This is a genomic window from Flavobacterium sp. GSB-24, from assembly GCF_027924665.1.
In the GTDB taxonomy this organism is placed as follows: domain Bacteria; phylum Bacteroidota; class Bacteroidia; order Flavobacteriales; family Flavobacteriaceae; genus Flavobacterium.
Genome location: NZ_AP027043.1, coordinates 17308 through 38717, shown reverse-complemented (window position 1 = coordinate 38717; position 21410 = coordinate 17308). Strand labels below are relative to the sequence as shown.

General features: G+C 35.7%; 15 protein-coding genes, 2 tRNA genes and 3 rRNA genes. 8 read left to right on the top strand and 12 right to left on the bottom strand.

All coding sequences use genetic code 11. The features are described 5' to 3' along the window. Positions 1–42 precede the first annotated feature (42 nt). Positions 43–1302 (top strand): asparagine synthetase B, encoded by a 1260-nt coding sequence (locus QMG60_RS00180; protein WP_281866492.1) that lies wholly within the window; start codon positions 43–45, stop codon positions 1300–1302. Positions 1303–1304: 2 nt separating this feature from the next. Here QMG60_RS00180 and QMG60_RS00175 read toward each other — a convergent pair whose 3' ends face one another. From QMG60_RS00175 to thrS, 11 genes are all read right to left on the bottom strand, one after another. Continuing rightward, positions 1305–2108 carry an endonuclease/exonuclease/phosphatase family protein gene (locus tag QMG60_RS00175; RefSeq protein WP_281866490.1) on the bottom strand — a complete coding sequence of 268 codons (804 nt, stop codon included), beginning with the start codon at positions 2106–2108 and terminating at the stop codon, positions 1305–1307. A 70-nt stretch (positions 2109–2178) separates the two neighbouring features. Then, a complete protein-coding gene (locus tag QMG60_RS00170) occupies positions 2179–2346 on the bottom strand; it encodes a hypothetical protein (RefSeq protein ID WP_157848514.1) in 168 nt (55 codons plus the stop codon). A gap of 144 nt (positions 2347–2490) precedes the next feature. Beyond that, positions 2491–3159: a response regulator gene (locus tag QMG60_RS00165; protein ID WP_134142551.1), complete on the bottom strand. Its 669-nt coding sequence runs from the start codon at positions 3157–3159 to the stop codon at positions 2491–2493. Between the two features lie 9 nt (positions 3160–3168). Then, the gene (locus tag QMG60_RS00160) at positions 3169–4521 is read right to left on the bottom strand and encodes a tetratricopeptide repeat-containing sensor histidine kinase (protein WP_281866489.1); all 1353 of its coding nucleotides are present in this window, start codon (positions 4519–4521) and stop codon (positions 3169–3171) included. A 440-nt stretch (positions 4522–4961) separates the two neighbouring features. Next, entirely contained in the window at positions 4962–6635 is a 1674-nt protein-coding gene (locus QMG60_RS00155) for an ATP-binding protein (protein WP_281866488.1), read from the bottom strand. A gap of 217 nt (positions 6636–6852) precedes the next feature. Then, complete coding sequence (locus tag QMG60_RS00150; RefSeq protein ID WP_281866487.1) at positions 6853–7287, bottom strand: carboxymuconolactone decarboxylase family protein; 435 nt, start codon at positions 7285–7287, stop codon at positions 6853–6855. Positions 7288–7366: 79 nt separating this feature from the next. Then, positions 7367–7939, bottom strand: coding sequence for a Crp/Fnr family transcriptional regulator (locus QMG60_RS00145; protein ID WP_057117829.1), 573 nt, complete (start codon positions 7937–7939; stop codon positions 7367–7369). A gap of 150 nt (positions 7940–8089) precedes the next feature. After that, the gene (gene rplT, locus QMG60_RS00140; RefSeq protein WP_008464948.1) at positions 8090–8434 is read right to left on the bottom strand and encodes a 50S ribosomal protein L20; all 345 of its coding nucleotides are present in this window, start codon (positions 8432–8434) and stop codon (positions 8090–8092) included. A gap of 102 nt (positions 8435–8536) precedes the next feature. Then, the gene (gene rpmI, locus QMG60_RS00135) at positions 8537–8734 is read right to left on the bottom strand and encodes a 50S ribosomal protein L35 (protein WP_007810722.1); all 198 of its coding nucleotides are present in this window, start codon (positions 8732–8734) and stop codon (positions 8537–8539) included. A gap of 98 nt (positions 8735–8832) precedes the next feature. Further along, positions 8833–9327 carry a translation initiation factor IF-3 gene (infC, locus tag QMG60_RS00130; protein WP_241774377.1) on the bottom strand — a complete coding sequence of 165 codons (495 nt, stop codon included), beginning with the start codon at positions 9325–9327 and terminating at the stop codon, positions 8833–8835. 76 nt (positions 9328–9403) lie between these two features. Then, on the bottom strand, positions 9404–11350 hold the full coding sequence (thrS, locus tag QMG60_RS00125) for a threonine--tRNA ligase (protein WP_281866485.1): 1947 nt from the start codon (positions 11348–11350) through the stop codon (positions 9404–9406). 993 nt (positions 11351–12343) lie between these two features. Between thrS and QMG60_RS00120 the strand changes: the two genes are divergently transcribed. From QMG60_RS00120 to pafA, 6 genes are all read left to right on the top strand, one after another. Next, positions 12344–13857: ribosomal RNA gene (locus QMG60_RS00120) — 16S ribosomal RNA — on the top strand. A gap of 195 nt (positions 13858–14052) precedes the next feature. After that, positions 14053–14126: transfer RNA gene (locus tag QMG60_RS00115), tRNA-Ile, on the top strand. 148 nt (positions 14127–14274) lie between these two features. Continuing rightward, a tRNA-Ala gene (locus tag QMG60_RS00110) sits at positions 14275–14348 on the top strand. Positions 14349–14476: 128 nt separating this feature from the next. After that, positions 14477–17358, top strand: a 23S ribosomal RNA gene (locus QMG60_RS00105). Between the two features lie 178 nt (positions 17359–17536). Next, positions 17537–17646: ribosomal RNA gene (gene rrf, locus QMG60_RS00100) — 5S ribosomal RNA — on the top strand. Together the 16S, 23S and 5S rRNA genes with 2 tRNA genes alongside form the textbook arrangement of a ribosomal RNA operon. A gap of 181 nt (positions 17647–17827) precedes the next feature. After that, positions 17828–19447 carry an alkaline phosphatase PafA gene (gene pafA / locus QMG60_RS00095; protein WP_281866484.1) on the top strand — a complete coding sequence of 540 codons (1620 nt, stop codon included), beginning with the start codon at positions 17828–17830 and terminating at the stop codon, positions 19445–19447. Between the two features lie 131 nt (positions 19448–19578). Here the strand turns inward: pafA and ald are convergent, their stop codons facing one another. Further along, on the bottom strand, positions 19579–20697 hold the full coding sequence (gene ald / locus QMG60_RS00090; protein ID WP_057116967.1) for an alanine dehydrogenase: 1119 nt from the start codon (positions 20695–20697) through the stop codon (positions 19579–19581). Positions 20698–20897: 200 nt separating this feature from the next. Between ald and QMG60_RS00085 the strand changes: the two genes are divergently transcribed. After that, on the top strand, positions 20898–21356 hold the full coding sequence (locus QMG60_RS00085; protein ID WP_053474073.1) for an Lrp/AsnC family transcriptional regulator: 459 nt from the start codon (positions 20898–20900) through the stop codon (positions 21354–21356). Positions 21357–21410 lie beyond the last annotated feature (54 nt).

Sequence of the window (21410 nt, the reverse complement as noted above, 5' to 3'; positions counted from 1 at the left end):
TTTTAGATTCTTCCTTTATATCTTTACTAAAATAATTTTCGGATGAATAGGAGTTTATTCTACATTTTTATACTACTAATTACATTTAGTGCTCGAGCATCGTTTATCTTAATTCCGATGGACGAAACTACACAGCAAAATCACTTAAAGGCTTATGGTATAACATATTGGTGTTTAAGCAGAGATTACAAAGCAAGCTGGCTTTTAAATTATCGTGGTGGTTCTTTTTTGTTGCCAGATGCTGAGGAGATTAGAAAAGAATGTAAAATTAGGGGAGTTAGCTTTGAAGTAATTTCAGATAGTGAACAAACTTCTATCTTAAATGAAATTTCGAGTCCTTCTCAAAATATGGAGTCGGTAATTTTAGAAAAAGCTCCAAAGATTGCAGTATACACACCAAAAGGGAAACAACCGTGGGACGATGCTGTAACGCTGGTTTTAACTTATGCCGAAATTCCGTTTACACCAATTTATGACGAAGAAGTATTAAGCGACCAGCTTTTGTTATACGATTGGCTGCATTTACATCATGAAGATTTTACAGGTCAGTATGGAAAATTTTACGCTGCATATAAAAATACCCCTTGGTATATCGATCAGAAAAAAGATGCTGAAGCACTTGCAGCAAAATTAGGATATGATAAGGTATCTCAAGAAAAAGGTGCTGTTGCCAACAAAATTAGAGATTTTGTTATTGGTGGTGGTTTTATGTTTGCAATGTGTTCTGCAACGGATAGTTTTGATATTGCACTTGCAGCAGACGGAGTAGATATTTGCGAAACAATGTTTGATGGTGATCCAAGTGAATCAAATTACCAGTCAAAACTAAATTATAATAATTCTTTTGCTTTTAAAAACTTTACTTTAGAAAGAAAACCTGAAGTTTATGAATTTTCAGATATCGATATGACTACCAAAAGGCGTATCGTGATGGATAAGGATTATTTTACTTTAATGGAATTTTCTGCAAAATGGGATCCAATTCCTAGTATGTTGTGTCAAAATCATACGCAATTAGTAAAAGGTTTTATGGGACAAACGACTTCTTTTGATACTTCATTAATAAAATCTAATGTTCTCATAATGGGAACTTGCGAATTAAATGGAGAATCTAGATATATTCATGGTGAAAAAGGAAAAGGGATGTTTACTTTTTTTGGAGGCCATGATCCAGAAGATTTTCAACATCAAGTAGGAGATCCGCCGACTGTGTTAGATTTGCATCCTAATTCTCCAGGATACAGATTAATTTTGAATAATGTATTATTTCCTGCTGCTAGAAAAAAGAAGCTTAAAACCTAATTTTAGTTTAAGGAGAATTCAAACCAAACCGGAATATGATCAGAAACTCTTCTAGCATTTTGTAGAGAATCATAATCTTCGTAGAATTTAATAACTCCTGAATTAATAAGCTTTAAATTGGAATCTTTGTAAAATATGTTGTCAAACTCAGAAGCTAGACAGACATTGTTTTTACATTTTTGCTTAAGTGTGGTTTTTTGATTTTTGAATACCGATAAATACCCCATTCCTTTTAACGGATTAAAAACAGTATGTTTTTCGGGACAATTGAAGTCACCTAAAAAAACCAAGTTTAAATTCGGATATTGATTTGGTAAGAATTTAAAATATTTAATTTCAGTTTCGGGCTGTTTTTTTTTAGTTATAGCATGAAAATTAACCAGAGTGATCGCTTTTTTATTAATCTCGAAAGTAGCAAAATAAGGTTCTCGGTCAATTTCTAAGTTGTATTTTTTCTCGAGCCAAGGCTTATTTTTCAATTTGACCTTGTTTGTTTTCCAAATATAAGCGTATCGCTCAGTTTTATAACTACTGCTCGCTGTAGGATCACTGATACTATAATTCCATTTAAATCCTTTTTGATTTAGTAGTTCAGAAAGTTTAGCGACGCTTTGGGCACCGCCATTTCCAGCGACTACCTCTTGAATTGCAATTATGTCGTAAGTTGAAATTTGTTTAGCAATATAATTTAGCTCAATATCGGATTTTGACTTACCAAAATTTTCGATATTCCAAGATAGAACTTTGGTTTGAGCAAATGATAAAAATGTAAATAATAGTAAGAGAAGGCTTAGAACGTTTTTCATGTACAATTAAAAATGAAATCAAATATAGATATTTCCTATAATATGAATATCATACCTCTCTTAGAATTACCTAGTGTTTTTTATATCTGTTTTTTAAGGCAGTACCAATAATGATGATTTGTAAAACAAGTAAAGCTGGAATAAAAATTATTTTCCAATCGATTTCCAGCCAGCCTGTTTTTTCAGAAACTAAAGCAAAACTAATTGATAAAAAAAGGCAAAGAAGCATTGTTTTCATAATAATTTTATTTTGAGTTGTGTTAATTTTTGCAAATAAAATAATAGCTTTATTTTTTGGTTTCATTAGAAGGTTAGTAGGTTATTTACAAATGTATATCTATCAAAGTTGTAATCCTTACGGAAAACCGTAAAGCTCATCAATTTATACTAGGCCAAAATCTTTAGCTATTGCAATTAGATGCACATTATTATTTGCTTTAAAATATATTTTTAATTTATTGATTCTCTTCTCAATACTGCTCGTTCCATTAGGAGTAATAGATAAATCTTTAAATTCTTTAGAAATACTTTCTAAAATATATCCTTGTGAAAGAAGTTTTAAGATCGAAATGTCATATGATTCAATTTCAATCAAAGATTTATCATTAAAGCTAAAAGATAAATCAGAAGAAAGTATTCTTTCCTCATTATTGTATGTGCTTTCAACGGCATTCTTTAGCTCAGTCATACTGTTTCGTCCTTTAGAAACGTATGCATTAATACCCAATTCATTAAAAAGAGTTTTGATTCTATAGCTTTTATCTTCGATAGAAAAAACAATTTTTTTTAATTCAGGCTGAACATGATTTACAGCCTCAATTAGTTCGTCTCCACTTGTTAAGTCGGCTTTTCTATGATCTAATTTAAATGACAAATCGGTAATTAAGAGATCGTAAGGCTCTTTTTCCAATAAAGCTTTTTTTACTTTGAGTAAACCTTCATCACAATATTTTACATGGTCAATTACCGGAACCTCTAATTCTTCCAGAACTTGAACTACAGCGATGCTGATACTGTCTAAATCTTCGGCAACTAAAACTTTTTTAAACATATTTAAATCTTATATAGGGAATGTGAAACTTATTTTAAAACCTCTTTCTGTATTTTTGTCAAAATTAATAGTTCCTTTTATTGTTTTAATACGGTTTTCCACATTTTGTAGTCTTTTTTCTAAAATTGTATCTTTAGTCGTAATTTCAGTACTGTTATCAGTGCATACTACAGTAAGGCTTTTGTTATTTATTTTTAGTATAATGCTTATCAAAGTTGCATCGCTATGCTTTTTCATATTAAATAAAAGCTCCTGTAAAATTCTATAGAGTATTATTTTTCTATTTTTTTCGATTGTATTCCAAAAAACGACATCAAAACCATTTAGGATAATATTGACATCTTTAGATCTATACTCTGAAATCATTTCTTTTAAAATTGCTACATATCGATCATCTGTTGGAATTTGACTATTTTCTTTTGAAATGTTTCGTGTTTTTGAGTAAATGTTATTCAAGTGATAAAGTAATTTTTCTTTATTTTCTTCATTTTCCAGATCATTATCTTCTGCGAATAATAAAGTTTGGTGGACATTTATGGCAAGTTCATCATGTAATTTATTTGAAATTCGCATTTCACTTTTATATATGATATCTTTTTTTTCCCTTTTGCCTTTTGAGGTTATATAAAAGATTAAAAAAAGCAATATGAAAATGGAGAAAGATATGATAATGTAAGAAATAAAGCTTCTGTTTTTTTGTCTCTGCAGCTCTAATTCATTTTCTAATTTTTGAGTTTTGAGCTCTAAATTTTCTTCTTTGTCTTTTTTAGAATCGTATATTATATTGGCAAATTGATTTTTTGCTTTTTTTCTGCTAACAATAAGACTGTCAATTTTTTTACTATAAACTTTCCAGTGTTTTTTTGAATTTTCAGCATTATCCGCTTCGATTAGGGAAGCTAACATGTTGATTTCATTTGTTACAGATTTTGCGCTTTTTGCACAATAGTAAGCTTTTTCTGCGTTAATTTTTTTTAATACAGGATTGTGGTATTTTGAATAAAACAAATAAAAAGCGTAGTAGTTGCCGATTAATTCATAATCGTCATTGAGTTTTAGGGTTAATTCTAGGCTTTCGTTAAAGCATTTCAATGCCTCATCTTTGTGGTCTCCTAGTCTTAAGTAAGAAAGACCTAGATTATATAGAATAGCTGCACGTTGAGCATTTGTATTTGAAGGGGTGATTTTATCTGCAATCTTGCACTTAGATATAGGTTCTAATAAATTTACCGCCTCTTGATATTTTTTCTGGTGCATATATGCAAATGCAATTTCAGACAATATTCTCGCTTTCCTAAATGTAGAGATTGCTTTTTTTAATGCTTTTCTATGATAATACAACGCTTTTTCATAATCGTACATATACAAATAGTTGTAAGCCATGAAGGTATAAGCGTTAACGGCATATTTTACATTGGTAGTTTTTTCTAAGTAAGGGAATGCTTTTATAAGTGTGGTTTCTGCTTCGTTATAATTACCATTTTGTTGGAGAATTTCGACCATATTGTTTAATGAACCAACATAATAATCTGCATAATCTGCTTTTGGGTAACATAACAATTGTGTTCTATTGAAATAAAAAAGGGCACTATCATTTTTTCCTGAATACCAAAAAGCATTAGATTTTTCCATCATTTGTTTAATTGCAACTGAACGATCGGTGTTGATGTGTAGTACTTTATCGTTTTTTGCCTTAGAAAGCTGTATATAAAAGATCGTTGCCAAAATTATACCGAAGATTAGCAAGCAAAATATAATGTGTTTTTTTTGAAAAAAGCGAAATAGAAACAAGTTCTTAATCATTATACTGGAACTTTAATTATAACCTTAAAACCTTTTCCTAAACCGGAATGAATTTCAGTATCACCTCTAACAGCATGAATTCGATTCTCAATATTGCTCAAACCATTTCTTAATATCATTTTATTTTTATCGATTCCTTTTCCGTTATCCGTGTAAGTGATAATTATAATATTCTCCAGTACTTTAAATGTTATTGCTGCTAAACTTGCATCACTATGCTTTTTCATATTTACGAACAATTCCTGTATAGTTCGGTAAATGGATGTTTTTTTATCTTCATTAATTTTATCCCAGTTAATAGTATTGAGACCATTTATTAAAATATTAATATTTGGAGTGTCAAATCCTGATATCATATCTTTTAGCGAAGCTACATAATTGTGATCGCTAATGGCAGGAGTATTGTCTTTAGAAATATTTTTTGTTCGGGAGTAGATATTGTCTAGTTTTTTTAATAAATGATTTCTGTTTTCTGGAGAAGTAAGATTTCTGTTTTCGACAAATGCCATTGTGTGGTAAATATCATTAGCTAATTCATCATGCAATTTTTTTGAAATTCTGATTTCGCTCTGATAAGTTGCTTCAATTTTTTGACGATTATTTCGTAGTGTTAAAAAAAAATAAAGAAAAACAATTAGGCATGAGGCTAATACGATTATGATATATGATACAATGTTTTTGCTTTGCTGTTTTACTATTTGAAGTTTATTTTTAATTTTTTGAGCTTTTAATTTTAAGTTCTCTTCTTTTTCTTTTTTTGAGTCATATTTAATTTTTGCAAATTGATTTTTAGCTCTTTGTCTTACTTCAAAAATACTATCTATTACTCTTGTGTAAAGTAGAGCATTTTTTTTTGAATCAATATCAGAACTATTTTCTATGATAAATTTTAAAGCAAGTAAGCGGTCGTCAGTATTGCCCGATAGTGTATAGTTTTTATAACTTAATTTTGCATATTTCATTGCTAAATCGGCTTTATCATTTTGATAGTATTCGGCGAGATTATAGTAGGTCCTGCCTAAACCCTCTATATAATTTGCTTTAGACTTTATTTTTAAACTCATTTCAAAAAAAATCAATGCTTTTGAATTCTTGAGTTTATAATAACAATAACCTATATAATCTAATATTTTAGAATAGTTTTCAGGATTTTGTTGTACGATTTTTTCATTACTGATTGAAACAAAAATAGGAAGTGCTTTGTCGAACTTTTGTTGTTTTATGTAAATAACAGCGATATTATTTTTTGCTTCGAGTTTATTTATTTTATTAGTTTTTAACGTAAAAGCTTTAGAGTAATAATATATTGCAGTTGGATAGTCATAGGTGTAATAATAATTCCTTCCCAAAACACTATAGATATTCCATATATAATCAGAGTTGTTTAATTCATCTAAAAGCGGAACTGTTTCCATTGCTGTTTTAATGCTTCCAACAAAATCTTCATGGTCTTGTTGGATTTCGGCCATGTAGTACATGCAAGAAACATAACTTTTAAGATCTTTTTTAAGATTGCAGGCAACTCTTGCTTTGTTGTAGTAGAAAAAAGCGCTGTCAGTATTATTATAATTATTGTAAAACTTATTTGCTTTACTTATGATCTCCTTAATTTCGATTTCTCTGTTTATTTTTTTTGAGCTATCGACATTTTGCTTTCGACAAGATGTAAGCATTAACAAAGCAGTTATTAAACAAGTAATTATTTGCGCTCTTTTTGGAATCATGTGCCAAAAATAAATATTTATAGAAATCTCAAAAGAGTATAAATACGGTATTTTTAATTATTTTTAAATTACGATTTTTTTAATTCTCATTTATAGATAAATACAAAAAGCCCTTTTAAACAAAGGGCTTTGCAGAGTTTTAGGCTTGTAAATTTATCCTTATAAATTATACAGCTCTCAACCCAGTTGTAATAGCAAGTCTATTCCAAGAGTTAATTGTGATAATGGCAAGGATGATTTCAGCAAGATATTTTTCGTCAAAAAATTGTGCTGCGTTTTGGTAAACTTCATCAGAAACATGATTGCTAATTTGGGTTACCTGTTCGGTCAAAGCTAAAATTGCTTTTTCTTCTTCCGTATAAACATCAGCTTCACGCCATGCACTTATTAGGTAGATTCTCTGTTCAGAAATTCCATGTTTTCTAGCGTCAGCGGTATGCATATTTATACAAAATGCACAGCCATTGATTTGCGATGCACGAATCTTAATTAATTCTTTATGTACTGGAGTTAGTGAGGTAGTAGAAATATATTTCTCTAAATTCATTAAAGCTTGATAAGCGTCTGGAGCAACATTCGGGATAACAATTCTTGGTTTCATTTTTATATGTTTTAAAAGTTCATTACAAAGGTCAGTAATGCATACTTTTAAAAACTTGAACTACTTCAAGAAATTAAGATCACACTTTTCCAGCTCTTATTTTACTCATAAATTCAGCTGAAAAATCTAAATAGGAGGCAAGCATGTATTGAGGAACCCTTTGTACAAAATCTGGATTTAGATTATTAAAATGGTTATATCGTTCTTCTGCAGACATTGTAAATAGAAATTTAATTCTCATCTGCGCGGCGCCAAATGCTTTTTGAGCTACAATTCGAAAGTATCTTTCAAGGTTCGGAATTTGCGCAAGCAGTGACTCTAAAACTGATTTTTCAATTGCAATAACTTCAGTAGTTTCAACTGCTTGAATGTAGAAATGAGAGGGTATGTGATTGTGGTAGCTTAAATAATCTGTTATCCACCAGTTTTCAATGGCGAATTGTAACGTTTGTTCTGTCCCTTTAGAATTGATAATATACTGACGCATGCATCCTTTTACAATAAAATACATAGTATTGCAAACTTGCCCTTCTTGTAAAACTAGATTCTTTTTCTTAATCTGTGTTATAGTTAAGCATGATTCAAGTATGTCAATTTCGGATGGCTCGAGTGGAACAAACTTCTGGATATGATCTAAAATTGTATTGTGCATTTGAGATTATAGTTTTAAGTAAATTTAATCTAATATTTTAATTCATAAACTAATAAAATTATAGCAGCTGTATAAAAACAAAAAACCATCCCGCTTAAAGGATGGTTTTTTTATGATAAGTAAGTAATCTAAATTGAGTTTATAAAACGTTTATTTTACTTTATTAAGTATTGCTTTGAAAGCTTCTGGGTGGTTCATAGCTAAATCTGCAAGAACTTTACGGTTCAATTCGATTCCGTTAGCTTTAACTTTTCCCATGAATTGAGAATAAGACATTCCTTCTAATCTAGCTCCAGCGTTGATACGTTGAATCCATAATGAACGGAAATTTCTTTTATTCTGTTTTCTGTCACGGTAAGCATAGCTCATTGCTTTCTCTACCGCGTTCTTAGCAACTGTCCAAACGTTTTTACGTCTACCAAAGAAACCTTTGGCTTGCTTCATTATTTTTTTTCTTCTTGCTCTTTTAGCAACTGAATTTACCGATCTTGGCATAATTTTAAATGTGTTTTTGTAGCAGGCGTCCTGAATTGAATCAAAGGAACTTGAAAGCCATACTCCAAGGTTATATAAATAATTTTTTAACCTAAAGAATTATTAGATAATTCTTAATTGTTGTTTGATGCTTTTCATATCTGTAGAGTGAACTAGCGCTGAGTGTGTCAAAGCTAATTTACGTTTTTTAGATTTTTTAGTCAAGATATGACTTTTAAAAGCATGCTTTCTTTTAATCTTTCCAGAGCCAGTAACTTTAAAACGTTTCTTAGCGCTAGATTTTGTTTTCATTTTAGGCATTTTTCCTAGTGTTTTAATTTATTCTTACTTACTTATTTTTTTGTTTCAAGTTTGTAGTTTCAAGTTCAGAACTGAACACTGAGACTATAAACTGAGAACTACTTCTTTTTCTTCGGAGCAATGAACATAATCATTCTCTTTCCTTCCAAAACAGGCATAGCTTCAACTTTACCATGTTCTTCTAAATCTTGAGCAAGACGTAATAATAGAATCTGACCTTGATCTTTGTAAATAATAGAACGTCCTTTAAAGAAAACGAAAGCTTTTAATTTAGCTCCTTCTTTTAAGAATTTTTCAGCGTTCTTTCTTTTGAACTCATAATCATGCTCATCAGTTTGAGGACCGAATCTAATTTCTTTTACAACAACTTGAGAAGATTTAGCCTTTAATGCTTTGTCCCTCTTCTTTTGCTCGTAAACAAATTTCTTGTAGTCCATGATTTTACAAACCGGCGGTTCTGCGTTTGGCGAGATCTCAACTAAATCCAATTCAAATTGGTCAGCTAAACGTAACGCTTCTGCGATTTTGAAAACGCCAGGCTCAATATTTTCACCTACAAGACGTACCTCTGGAACACGAATAAGATTGTTTATTCTGTGTGCGTCTTTTTTTTCTACTCGAGGTTGAAAACCTCTGTTGCTTCTTATTGCTATGACTTTATAATTTAAGTTAAACTGTAAAAACTTTTAATGTCTTTTTTATTTCTTCGTTTACAATCGAAGCAAATTCTTCAATAGAAACGGTAATGTTACCTTTTCCTTCTTGCCCGTGACGACGAATAGAGATTGTACCATTTTTCTCTTCTTCTTCACCTACAATTAGCATAAAAGGGATTTTCTGCATTTCTGCATCTCTGATTTTCTTGCCAATTGTCTCGTTTCGATTGTCAATTAGGGCGCGAATTTCGTGATTTTCTAGCAAATCTAAAACTTTTTTAGCATAATTTTCGTATTTCTCGCTCAAAGACAAGATTATAGCCTGTTCTGGCATTAGCCAAAGTGGGAAATTTCCTGCTGTATGTTCTAGTAGAATTGCTATAAAACGTTCCATCGATCCAAAAGGAGCTCTGTGAATCATAACTGGTCGATGTAATTCATTATCAGCACCTTTGTAAGTTAATTCAAAACGTTCTGGTAAATTGTAATCTACCTGAATTGTTCCTAATTGCCATTGTCTTCCTAAAGCATCCTTAACCATGAAATCAAGTTTCGGACCGTAAAAAGCAGCTTCGCCATATTCTACAACAGTATTTAGACCTTTGTCTCTTGCTGCGTTAATAATAGCGTTTTCAGCTTTTTCCCAGTTCTCATCTGTTCCAATGTATTTTTCTCTGTCTTCTTGGTCTCTTAACGAAATTTGAGCAGTAAAGTTTTCAAAACCTAATGAACCAAATACATATAGTACAAGGTCTATTACTTTTTTGAATTCTTCGTCCAATTGTTCTGGAGTACAGAAAATATGCGCATCATCTTGAGTAAATCCTCTTACACGAGTCAAACCATGTAATTCTCCCGATTGCTCATATCTATATACAGTACCAAATTCAGCGTAACGCTTTGGTAAATCTTTATATGACCAAGGTCTTACATTGTAAATTTCACAGTGGTGAGGACAGTTCATTGGTTTCAATAAAAATTCTTCACCTTCTGCAGGAGTATGGATTGGCTGAAAGCTGTCTGCTCCATATTTTGCATAATGTCCAGAGGTTACATAAAGTTCCTTCTGACCAATATGTGGAGTTACAACCTGCTCGTAACCTGCTTTCTTTTGTGCTCTTTTTAGAAATTGCTCCAAACGATCTCTCAATGCAGCTCCTTTTGGCAGCCATAAAGGTAAACCTTGACCAACTTTTTGAGAGAAAGCAAACAATTCAAGTTCCTTTCCTAATTTACGGTGATCACGACGCTTAGCTTCTTCAAGAAGTTCAAGGTATTCAGTTAGATCTTTTTGTTTAGGAAAAGAAGTTCCGTAAACACGAGTCAGCTGTTTGTTCTTTTCATCTCCTCTCCAGTAAGCTCCAGCCACACTCATAATTTTTACAGCTTTGATAATTCCAGTATTCGGAATATGGCCTCCACGGCATAAATCTGTAAAAGTAGAATGGTCGCAAAAAGTAATAGTTCCGTCTTCAAGATTAGAAATCAATTCCGTTTTGTAAACATTATCTTTATACATCTCTAAAGCTTCTGCTTTGCTTACAGGACGCATTTTAAAATCATGTTTCTCTCTCGAAATCTCAAGAACACGGTCTTCAATCTTTTTGAAATCTGCTTCGGATATCTTCTGATCTACAAAATCTACATCATAATAAAATCCATTAGCAATTGCAGGTCCAAGGGTTAATTTAATTCCTGGGTATAATTCCTCAAGAGCTTGAGCCATTACGTGCGAAGTCGAATGCCAGAAAGCTTTTTTACCTTCAGCATCATTCCAAGTATATAATATAAGATTACCGTCGGTCGTTAATGGAGTTTCGGTTTCAATAGTTGTACCATTAAAAGATGCAGAAATCACATTTCTTGCAAAACCTTCGCTAATGTTTTTAGCGACCTCCATTGGAGTAACGCCTGAAGCGAACTCTCTAATTGACCCATCGGGTAAAGTAATCTTGATCATTGTTTATAATTTTGTGAATGCAAATATAGGTGATTACAAAAACACATACAATATATATGTATAAGTTTACTTTTATATCTATTGCAAGCATCATTATATATAAGTTGAATTATATGGTTATATATATAGGACTAAAAAAATCCTCAGGCTGAGCGAAGTCGAAGCCTCTCACAATGATTTGGAATTTAAAATTTGGAATTTACTTTTAAATAAGAAGCATAATCCCCCTGTCCGTTCCAGTCTTCTTCTTTTTAAAGAAAAAGCAGAAGGATTTTCTCTGAATCCTCGGGACTGTCAGGGCTGGGGCATATATTTTTAAAAGAACATTAGAATAAATAAGGAATATAAAATCTCTTAAAGTGCCGGCACAGGGCAGTAAAAATTAAAAACTCTGCAAAAATGGAATGTAATATAGGAGTTAAATTGAGGAAATGCTGTCCTGGCAAAGAAAAAACTGACAATGGTTCAAAAAAGCTGATAATGTAAATTAGCAGTTATCAGTGTGTTAAGAAAAACTTTCAAAAAAGATGGAAAAAATATAAAAAAAAGTCTTGCAGATGTAAATAAAGGTGGTACTTTTGCACCCGCAACAACGCAATGTTCACAGACAGACTGGCAGGAAAAACTAATTAAAAGAGAAAAGAAATTTTCAAAAAAGATTAGAAAAAGCTTGTGGGAATGGAAAACGGATATTACATTTGCACCCCGCAAATACGGGAAGTTCCTTGAGATACTGAGAGAAGAATTGGAGAAAAAGAGATTTAAAAATTTCGGAAAAAAAAACTTTAATTTTTTCTTGCAGGAAACAAAAAGAATTTTTAGTTTTGCACCCGCTTTGAAACACAGGCGGAATAATAAAGAAGACACGTTCGTAGACATATTGAATTGACAGCCGTTTTAACAGAGATGTTAGAACAAAAGAATAAGAGTAATAGAATTGTAAGATTCGAAAAGAACCGATAGATAAATCATCGCGATATAATATTACAATATACGATGAAGAGTTTGATCCTGGCTCAGGATGAACGCTAGCGGCAGGCTTAACACATGCAAGTCGAGGGGTATAAGTCTTCGGATTTAGAGACCGGCGCACGGGTGCGTAACGCGTATGCAATCTGCCTTTCACAGAGGGATAGCCCAGAGAAATTTGGATTAATACCTCATAGTATTACGACCCGGCATCGGGATGTAATTAAAGTCACAACGGTGAAAGATGAGCATGCGTCCCATTAGCTGGTTGGTAAGGTAACGGCTTACCAAGGCAACGATGGGTAGGGGTCCTGAGAGGGAGATCCCCCACACTGGTACTGAGACACGGACCAGACTCCTACGGGAGGCAGCAGTGAGGAATATTGGACAATGGGCGCAAGCCTGATCCAGCCATGCCGCGTGCAGGATGACGGTCCTATGGATTGTAAACTGCTTTTGTACGAGAAGAAACACTGATTCGTGAATCAGCCTGACGGTATCGTAAGAATAAGGATCGGCTAACTCCGTGCCAGCAGCCGCGGTAATACGGAGGATCCAAGCGTTATCCGGAATCATTGGGTTTAAAGGGTCCGTAGGCGGTCTTGTAAGTCAGTGGTGAAAGCCCATCGCTCAACGGTGGAACGGCCATTGATACTGCTGGACTTGAATTATTAGGAAGTAACTAGAATATGTAGTGTAGCGGTGAAATGCTTAGAGATTACATGGAATACCAATTGCGAAGGCAGGTTACTACTAATGGATTGACGCTGATGGACGAAAGCGTGGGTAGCGAACAGGATTAGATACCCTGGTAGTCCACGCCGTAAACGATGGATACTAGCTGTTGGAAGCAATTTCAGTGGCTAAGCGAAAGTGATAAGTATCCCACCTGGGGAGTACGTTCGCAAGAATGAAACTCAAAGGAATTGACGGGGGCCCGCACAAGCGGTGGAGCATGTGGTTTAATTCGATGATACGCGAGGAACCTTACCAAGGCTTAAATGTAGATTGACCGTTTTGGAAACAGAACTTTCGCAAGACAATTTACAAGGTGCTGCATGGTTGTCGTCAGCTCGTGCCGTGAGGTGTCAGGTTAAGTCCTATAACGAGCGCAACCCCTGTTGTTAGTTGCCAGCGAGTAGTGTCGGGAACTCTAACAAGACTGCCAGTGCAAACTGTGAGGAAGGTGGGGATGACGTCAAATCATCACGGCCCTTACGCCTTGGGCTACACACGTGCTACAATGGCCGGTACAGAGAGCAGCCACTGGGCGACCAGGAGCGAATCTATAAAGCCGGTCACAGTTCGGATCGGAGTCTGCAACTCGACTCCGTGAAGCTGGAATCGCTAGTAATCGGATATCAGCCATGATCCGGTGAATACGTTCCCGGGCCTTGTACACACCGCCCGTCAAGCCATGGAAGCTGGGGGTGCCTGAAGTCGGTGACCGCAAGGAGCTGCCTAGGGTAAAACTGGTAACTAGGGCTAAGTCGTAACAAGGTAGCCGTACCGGAAGGTGCGGCTGGAACACCTCCTTTCTAGAGCCTCAATTGTTAGCACGAAGGTTATGAGTTAGAAGTTATGAGTGATGCGTCTTGACGCTTAACCCTTAACGTATAACATTTAACACAATGGCACGATGGGGAAAAAAGATGGTTTTCTTCAGGTATCTGAATTGGAGATTGTATTACTCTTGCTGTTAATTTAAAAGAAATGAAAATTAAGTAAAACAGAGTCTCGTAGCTCAGCTGGTTAGAGTACTACACTGATAATGTAGGGGTCGGCAGTTCGAGTCTGCCCGGGACTACTTTTTTAAGATTGTTAATTGTAAATTATAAATTACAAAAGACAGAATAAAAAAAGACTGTAAGCTTGATTAAAAGGAAATTTTAGGGGTTGAGGCCTTATGAGAACTAATTCATAACTCATAACTAATAACTCATCACTAAGAAAATGGGGGATTAGCTCAGCTGGCTAGAGCGCCTGCCTTGCACGCAGGAGGTCAACGGTTCGACTCCGTTATTCTCCACAGGTCCGAAAGGACAAAAGTTCATTGACATATTGAGATAAGAAAATAATAAGAAAGTAGAAAGCGTTTTTTACAATTTTATTGTAAAAAACAAAAAAAAACGGTCCTGATTAATTTTAGGATTGGTACAATAAGCAAAATAAGGGCGTATGGGGGATGCCTAGGCTCTCAGAGGCGATGAAAGGCGTGATAAGCTGCGAAAAGCTGCGGGGACGGGCACACACCGATTGATCCGCAGATACCTGAATGGGGCAACCCGCTATGCTGAAGGCATAGCACACCGATAGGTGGGCAAACCCGCTGAACTGAAACATCTAAGTAGGCGGAGGAGAAGAAAACAAAAGTGATTCCGTAAGTAGTGGCGAGCGAACGCGGATTAGCCCAAACCGGTGCTGTTACGGCAGTGCCGGGGTTGTAGGACCGCGGTATTTTATGTACAAGGAACCGGAAGCTTCTGGAAAGGAGCACCATAGAGGGTGACAGTCCCGTACGGGTAACAAGTATAATAGATAGCGGTATCCTGAGTAGGGCGGGGCACGTGAAACCCTGTCTGAATTTGGCGGGACCATCCGCTAAGGCTAAATACTCCTGAGAGACCGATAGTGAACCAGTACCGTGAGGGAAAGGTGAAAAGAACCGTGAATAACGGAGTGAAATAGATCCTGAAACCATACGCTTACAAGCGGTCGGAGCCCTTTCGTGGGGTGACGGCGTGCCTTTTGCATAATGAGCCTACGAGTTAACGTTGCTGGCAAGGATAAGTGTTTAAGACATGGATCCGCAGCGAAAGCGAGTCTGAATAGGGCGCTTTAGTCAGTAGTGTTAGACGCGAAACCGTGTGATCTACCCATGGGCAGGTTGAAGCTGTGGTAACACACAGTGGAGGACCGAACCGGTTGACGTTGAAAAGTCTTCGGATGACCTGTGGGTAGGGGTGAAAGGCCAATCAAACTCGGAAATAGCTCGTACTCCCCGAAATGCATTTAGGTGCAGCGTTATTTTAGTTATACAGAGGTAGAGCTACTGATTGGATGCGGGGGCTTCACCGCCTACCAATTCCTGACAAACTCCGAATGCTGTATAATGATTGATAACAGTGAGGGCTTGGGTGCTAAGGTCCAAGTCCGAGAGGGAAAGAACCCAGACCATCAGCTAAGGTCCCCAAATATATGCTAAGTTGAAAGAACGAGGTTTGTCTGCCCAGACAGCTAGGATGTTGGCTTGGAAGCAGCCATTCATTTAAAGAGTGCGTAACAGCTCACTAGTCGAGCGGACGAGCATGGATAATAATCGGGCATAAGCATATTACCGAAGCTATGGATTTACAGTTTACTGTAAGTGGTAGGGGAGCATTCTGACAGGGCAGAAGGTGTATCGTAAGGTATGCTGGACCGGTCAGAAAAGAAAATGTAGGCATAAGTAACGATAATGCGGGCGAGAAACCCGCACACCGAAAAACTAAGGTTTCCACAGCTATGCTAATCAGCTGTGGGTTAGTCTGGTCCTAAGGCGAACCCGAAAGGGACAGTCGATGGCCAACGGGTTAATATTCCCGTACTGCTTATTACTGTGATGGGGTGACGGAGTGATGAAAGCGCCGCGGACTGACGGAATAGTTCGTTAAAGTACCTAGCTATATTCTCTGCAGGCAAATCCGCAGAGAATGGTGAAATACGATAGTACTCGGAGTCTTCGGACAAAGAGATAGTGCGCCTAAGGGCTTCCAAGAAAAACCTCTAAACTTCAGGTAATAAGCACCAGTACCGTAAACCGACACAGGTAGTTGAGGAGAGAATCCTAAGGTGCTCGAGAGATTCATGGCTAAGGAATTAGGCAAAATAGACCTGTAACTTCGGGAGAAAGGTCGCCCCGAGCAATCGGGGCCGCAGTGAAGAGGTCCAGGCGACTGTTTATCAAAAACACAGGGCTCTGCAAAATCGTAAGATGAAGTATAGGGCCTGACACCTGCCCGGTGCTGGAAGGTTAAGAGGAGATGTTATCTTCGGAGAAGCATTGAATTGAAGCCCCAGTAAACGGCGGCCGTAACTATAACGGTCCTAAGGTAGCGAAATTCCTTGTCGGGTAAGTTCCGACCTGCACGAATGGTGTAACGATCTGGACACTGTCTCAGCCATGAGCTCGGTGAAATTGTAGTAACGGTGAAGATGCCGTTTACCCGCAGTGGGACGAAAAGACCCTGTGCACCTTTACTATAGCTTAGTATTGACCTTGGATAAATGATGTGTAGGATAGGTTGGAGACTGTGAAGGGGCGTCGCCAGGCGCTTTGGAGTCATTGTTGAAATACAACCCTTTGTTTATCTGAGGCCTAACCCCGCAAAAGCGGGGGACATTGCTTGGTGGGTAGTTTGACTGGGGTGGTCGCCTCCAAAAGAGTAACGGAGGCTTCTAAAGGTTCCCTCAGTACGCTTGGTAACCGTGCGTAGAGTGCAATGGCATAAGGGAGCTTGACTGAGAGACATACAGGTCGATCAGGTACGAAAGTAGAGCATAGTGATCCGGTGGTTCCGCATGGAAGGGCCATCGCTCAAAGGATAAAAGGTACGCCGGGGATAACAGGCTGATCTCCCCCAAGAGCTCATATCGACGGGGGGGTTTGGCACCTCGATGTCGGCTCGTCACATCCTGGGGCTGGAGAAGGTCCCAAGGGTTGGGCTGTTCGCCCATTAAAGTGGCACGCGAGCTGGGTTCAGAACGTCGTGAGACAGTTCGGTCTCTATCTACTGCGGGCGTTAGAAATTTGAGTGGATCTGATTCTAGTACGAGAGGACCGAATTGGACAAACCTCTAGTGTATCTGTTGTCCCGCCAGGGGCACCGCAGAGTAGCTACGTTTGGAAGGGATAAGCGCTGAAAGCATATAAGCGCGAAACCCACCACAAGATGAGATTTCTTTTAAGGATCGTGGAAGATGACCACGTTGATAGGCTATAGATGTAAAGGCAGTAATGTCATAGTCGAGTAGTACTAATAATCCGTAAGCTTATGTACACCCTTTTCTCCCGGCTGCGGCCGGGAGAAGAAACTTTCTAAAATATATTTACTTTTCTTTATCTCAGTATGTTAAAATATTTGCCTGTCGCGGGCAGTTATGAGTCTTGGGTTACAAGTCAGGAGTTGAAAAACAATAAACTCTAAACCAAAATCCAAAATCCATAACTAAAAACCTTAAGGTGGTTATTGCGGCGGGGCTCACCTCTTCCCATCCCGAACAGAGTAGTTAAGCCCGCCTGCGCAGATGGTACTGCAGTATTGTGGGAGAGTATGTCGCCGCCTTTTTTTCAAAAACCCTGTTTCTAATCGAAACAGGGTTTTTTCGTTTTTATTGGTTTTGTATATTTTAGTTTTTACTAAAAAGCTCAAACTGTTAAATTATAGTCAATTGTTTGTTCTTCTATATTCATACTTTAGAAGTTTTAAATTTGAATGAGTATTTTTGTGCTCAAATTATTATTTAAACATGAGAAAAAGTATTTTACTGTTGGCACTTTTTATAATTACAAATCTAAGTGCACAACAACGTCCTAAGTTAGTTGTAGGTATAGTAGTTGATCAAATGAAAATGGAATATTTATATCGTTTTTCAGATGATTTTTCAGCGAATGGTTTTAAAAAGTTAATGAATAATGGATATGTTTTTCAGAATATGCATTATAATTATATGCCAACCTATACTGCGCCGGGACATGCTTCTATATACACTGGTACAACTCCTGCTACACACGGAATCATAGGCAACGAATGGTTTAGCAGAACTCTTGGAAAAGAGATGTACTGCACAGATGACGCAGATGTGAAAACTGTGGGAGACGGAATTGCTGAAGAAGGTGCAATGTCTCCTAAAAATCTTCAAAGTACTACAATAACTGACGAAGTTCGAATGGCAACTAATTTTGCTGGAAAAGTTATTGGAATGAGTCTTAAAGATCGTGGAGCAATTTTACCAGCTGGTCATTTTGCAAATTGGGCTTTTTGGTACAGTAAAACAGGTTCGTTTATTTCTAGCAGTTTTTATGGAGAAAAATTACCAGAATGGGTGTCTGAATTCAATAATGAAAAAAACTACTTAAAATATATTGATAAAGGTTGGGATTTGTATAAACCAGCTTCAGTTTACAATGAAAGTCTCCCAGATAATAATCCTTATGAGGGGAAATTGTACGGAAGTGCTGCTCCAGTTTTTCCATACGACTTAAAATCTATGTATGAGAAAAATGATGCTGGAATTATTCGTGCTACTCCTTATGGAAACGATCTTTTGGCAGATTTTGCTAAAAGAGCAATTGAAAAAGAAGAATTAGGAAAAGATAATATTACAGACTTCCTAACTGTGAGTTTTTCTTCAACTGATTACGTAGGTCATTTACTTGGACCAAGATCTATGGAACTTCAGGATACTTACTTGAGGCTAGATCAAACTATTGCTGATTTCTTAACCTATTTGGATAAAACTGTTGGTAAAGGTAATTATTTGTTGTTCCTAACTGCGGATCACGCAGGAGCAGAGAATGTAATTTACTTAAAAGACCGTAAATACAATGTAGATAACTATCCGTCAAAAGAAGTTAAGAAAAGCATGCAAGATTTCTCAGTAAAAACTTTTGGAGTAGATCTGGTTTTAAACTATTCGAATTTTAATGTTTTCTTGAATAAGAAGATAATTAAAGATAAAGGTTTAGAATTATCTAAAGTTAAAAAAGCTTTTAAAGATTTCTTGATTTCTCAACCACAAGTTAAAAAGGTTTATACAGAAGAAGAAATTCTAGCTAATGGCGGAAACGATTACGCTCTTAATTTTGTGGCTAAAGGATATGATGTTACACAAAATGGTGATTTAGTTATAGTTGATAAACCAGGGGATATTGAATATAGCACGACAGGTACATCTCATGGAACGATCTACAGTTATGATACTCATGTCCCAGCTATTTTTTACGGGTGGCATATCAAAAAAGGGGAATCTTATGATAAAAAAGCAATTACTGAAATAGCTCCGACAATTGCTCAAAAAATTAAAGTTACTTTTCCTAATGGAACTGAAGCAAAAGTATTGCAGGAAGTTTTAGATGAAAAGAAATAACATCTTAATATTATTAGAAATAGAAAACCTGTCTTTTATGAAGACAGGTTTTTTTATGCATAAAAAAAGGCTTTTCAATTAAGAAAAGCCTTTATAATAGTGACTTAGTAAGCACTTATTAAGTATTAGCACTATGCGTTTGCTAATACTATCTCTTCGTTAAAAGGAAGGTTCCAAGCTTCAGCAACTCCTTTGTAAAGGATTTTTCCATTAGCTACATTTAAACCTTTTTTCAATTCTTCATTTTCGTTACAAGCTTTCTCCCATCCTTTGTTTGCTAGTTGTACGGCATATGGTAAAGTTGCATTAGTTAAAGCTAAAGTTGATGTGTAAGGTACAGCACCTGGCATATTAGCTACACAATAGTGAACAATATCATCTATAATAAAAGTTGGATTTTCGTGTGTTGTAGGAGTACAAGTTTCAATACATCCACCTTGATCAACCGCTACGTCAACAACAACGGCTCCTGGACGCATTAATTTTAGCATATCACGAGTAATTAAGTGAGGTGCTTTTGCTCCTGGAATTAAAACCGCTCCAACAACTAAGTCAGCATCTTTAATTGCTCTAGTGATATTATAATGGTTAGACATTTCTGTATTTACATTCGCAGGCATAATATCATCTAATTGACGCAAACGAGGTAAACTTAGATCCATGATAGTAACTTGAGCACCTAAACCTGCAGCCATTTTTGCAGCTTGAGTTCCAACAATTCCTCCGCCTAAAACTAAAACTTTTGCAGGAGGTACACCTGGAACACCACCTAAAAGAATTCCTCTTCCTTTTAATGGTTTTTCAAGATATTTAGCTCCTTGTTGAATTGCCATACGACCTGCAACTTCTGACATTGGAACTAAAAGAGGTAAGCTGCGATCTGTTTTTTCTACAGTTTCGTAAGCTAAACAAACAGCTCCTTTCTCAAGCATAGCATGAGTTAGTTCTTCTGATGAAGCAAAGTGAAAGTAAGTGAAAAGTAATTGATCTTTTTTAATCAAAGGATATTCAGAAGCAATTGGTTCCTTAACTTTGATAATCATTTCTGCAATTGCATAAACTTCTTCAATAGTTGGCAAAACTACAGCACCAGCTTGAGCATATTCATCATCACTAAAACCACTTCCTAAACCAGCAGTAGCTTGAACATAAACTGTATGCCCGTGTTTTTTCATTTCTGATACACCAGCAGGAGTTAAAGCAACTCTGTTTTCGTTGTTTTTTATTTCTTTTGGAACACCTATTATCATTTTGTTATATTTTTTTGTTTTTATTGAAATTGTTTTACAAATCTACAGAGAGAGAAGAAATTATGGTTTAATGATTGTTAAATAAGAAAATATTATTTTATTTTTTACTTTTACAGAAAAATATTCTGTTTTAAGTTCAATTTTATTGTTGAAAAAGAAAAAAAGACTAAAAACTATTAATCTAATAAAACGTTTTCGCTATGGCTTTAGATGAAATTGACAAAAAAATCTTACGTCTTCTTCAAGAAGATGCACATTACACTTTAAAAGACATTGCAAACAAAATAAACTTGTCGCTAACTCCTGTTCATGATAGAGTGAAACGTCTTGAGAAAGATGGTATTATAGAAAAATATGTTACTATTTTAGACAAGAAAAAGTTGGGAAACAACTTAACGGTTTACTGCCAGGTCACACTTACTAAACAGACTTATGATACATCTGAAGGGTTTAATCAATCGATTTTAAATTTACCCGAAGTTGTGGAGTGTAATTATGTTTCTGGAAATTTCGACTATATGCTTAAAATCATTATTCCAGATATGGAAAGTTATCACCATTTCCATCAAAAAAAATTATCTGTTTTGCCTGAAGTTTCTTTGATTAATACTGTTTTTGTAATTTCTGAAGTAAAAAGCACAACAGTTTTGCCAATTTGATTAAAGAAAAAACCACCAAGAAATCTTGATGGCTTTAAAAAATAGTTAGTTTGG

Coding starts and splice junctions, on each gene's coding strand:
- QMG60_RS00155 (WP_281866488.1), bottom strand. CDS start 6,635: ATGCTTACATCTTGTCGAAAGCAAAATGTCGATAGCTCAAAAAAAATA.
- QMG60_RS00145 (WP_057117829.1), bottom strand. CDS start 7,939: ATGCACAATACAATTTTAGATCATATCCAGAAGTTTGTTCCACTCGAG.
- pafA (WP_281866484.1), top strand. CDS start 17,828: ATGAGAAAAAGTATTTTACTGTTGGCACTTTTTATAATTACAAATCTA.
- rplT (WP_008464948.1), bottom strand. CDS start 8,434: ATGCCAAGATCGGTAAATTCAGTTGCTAAAAGAGCAAGAAGAAAAAAA.
- QMG60_RS00165 (WP_134142551.1), bottom strand. CDS start 3,159: ATGTTTAAAAAAGTTTTAGTTGCCGAAGATTTAGACAGTATCAGCATC.
- QMG60_RS00175 (WP_281866490.1), bottom strand. CDS start 2,108: ATGAAAAACGTTCTAAGCCTTCTCTTACTATTATTTACATTTTTATCA.
- rpmI (WP_007810722.1), bottom strand. CDS start 8,734: ATGCCTAAAATGAAAACAAAATCTAGCGCTAAGAAACGTTTTAAAGTT.
- QMG60_RS00150 (WP_281866487.1), bottom strand. CDS start 7,287: ATGAAACCAAGAATTGTTATCCCGAATGTTGCTCCAGACGCTTATCAA.
- thrS (WP_281866485.1), bottom strand. CDS start 11,350: ATGATCAAGATTACTTTACCCGATGGGTCAATTAGAGAGTTCGCTTCA.
- QMG60_RS00085 (WP_053474073.1), top strand. CDS start 20,898: ATGGCTTTAGATGAAATTGACAAAAAAATCTTACGTCTTCTTCAAGAA.
- QMG60_RS00180 (WP_281866492.1), top strand. CDS start 43: ATGAATAGGAGTTTATTCTACATTTTTATACTACTAATTACATTTAGT.
- QMG60_RS00160 (WP_281866489.1), bottom strand. CDS start 4,521: ATGTACGATTATGAAAAAGCGTTGTATTATCATAGAAAAGCATTAAAA.
- ald (WP_057116967.1), bottom strand. CDS start 20,697: ATGATAATAGGTGTTCCAAAAGAAATAAAAAACAACGAAAACAGAGTT.
- QMG60_RS00170 (WP_157848514.1), bottom strand. CDS start 2,346: ATGAAAACAATGCTTCTTTGCCTTTTTTTATCAATTAGTTTTGCTTTA.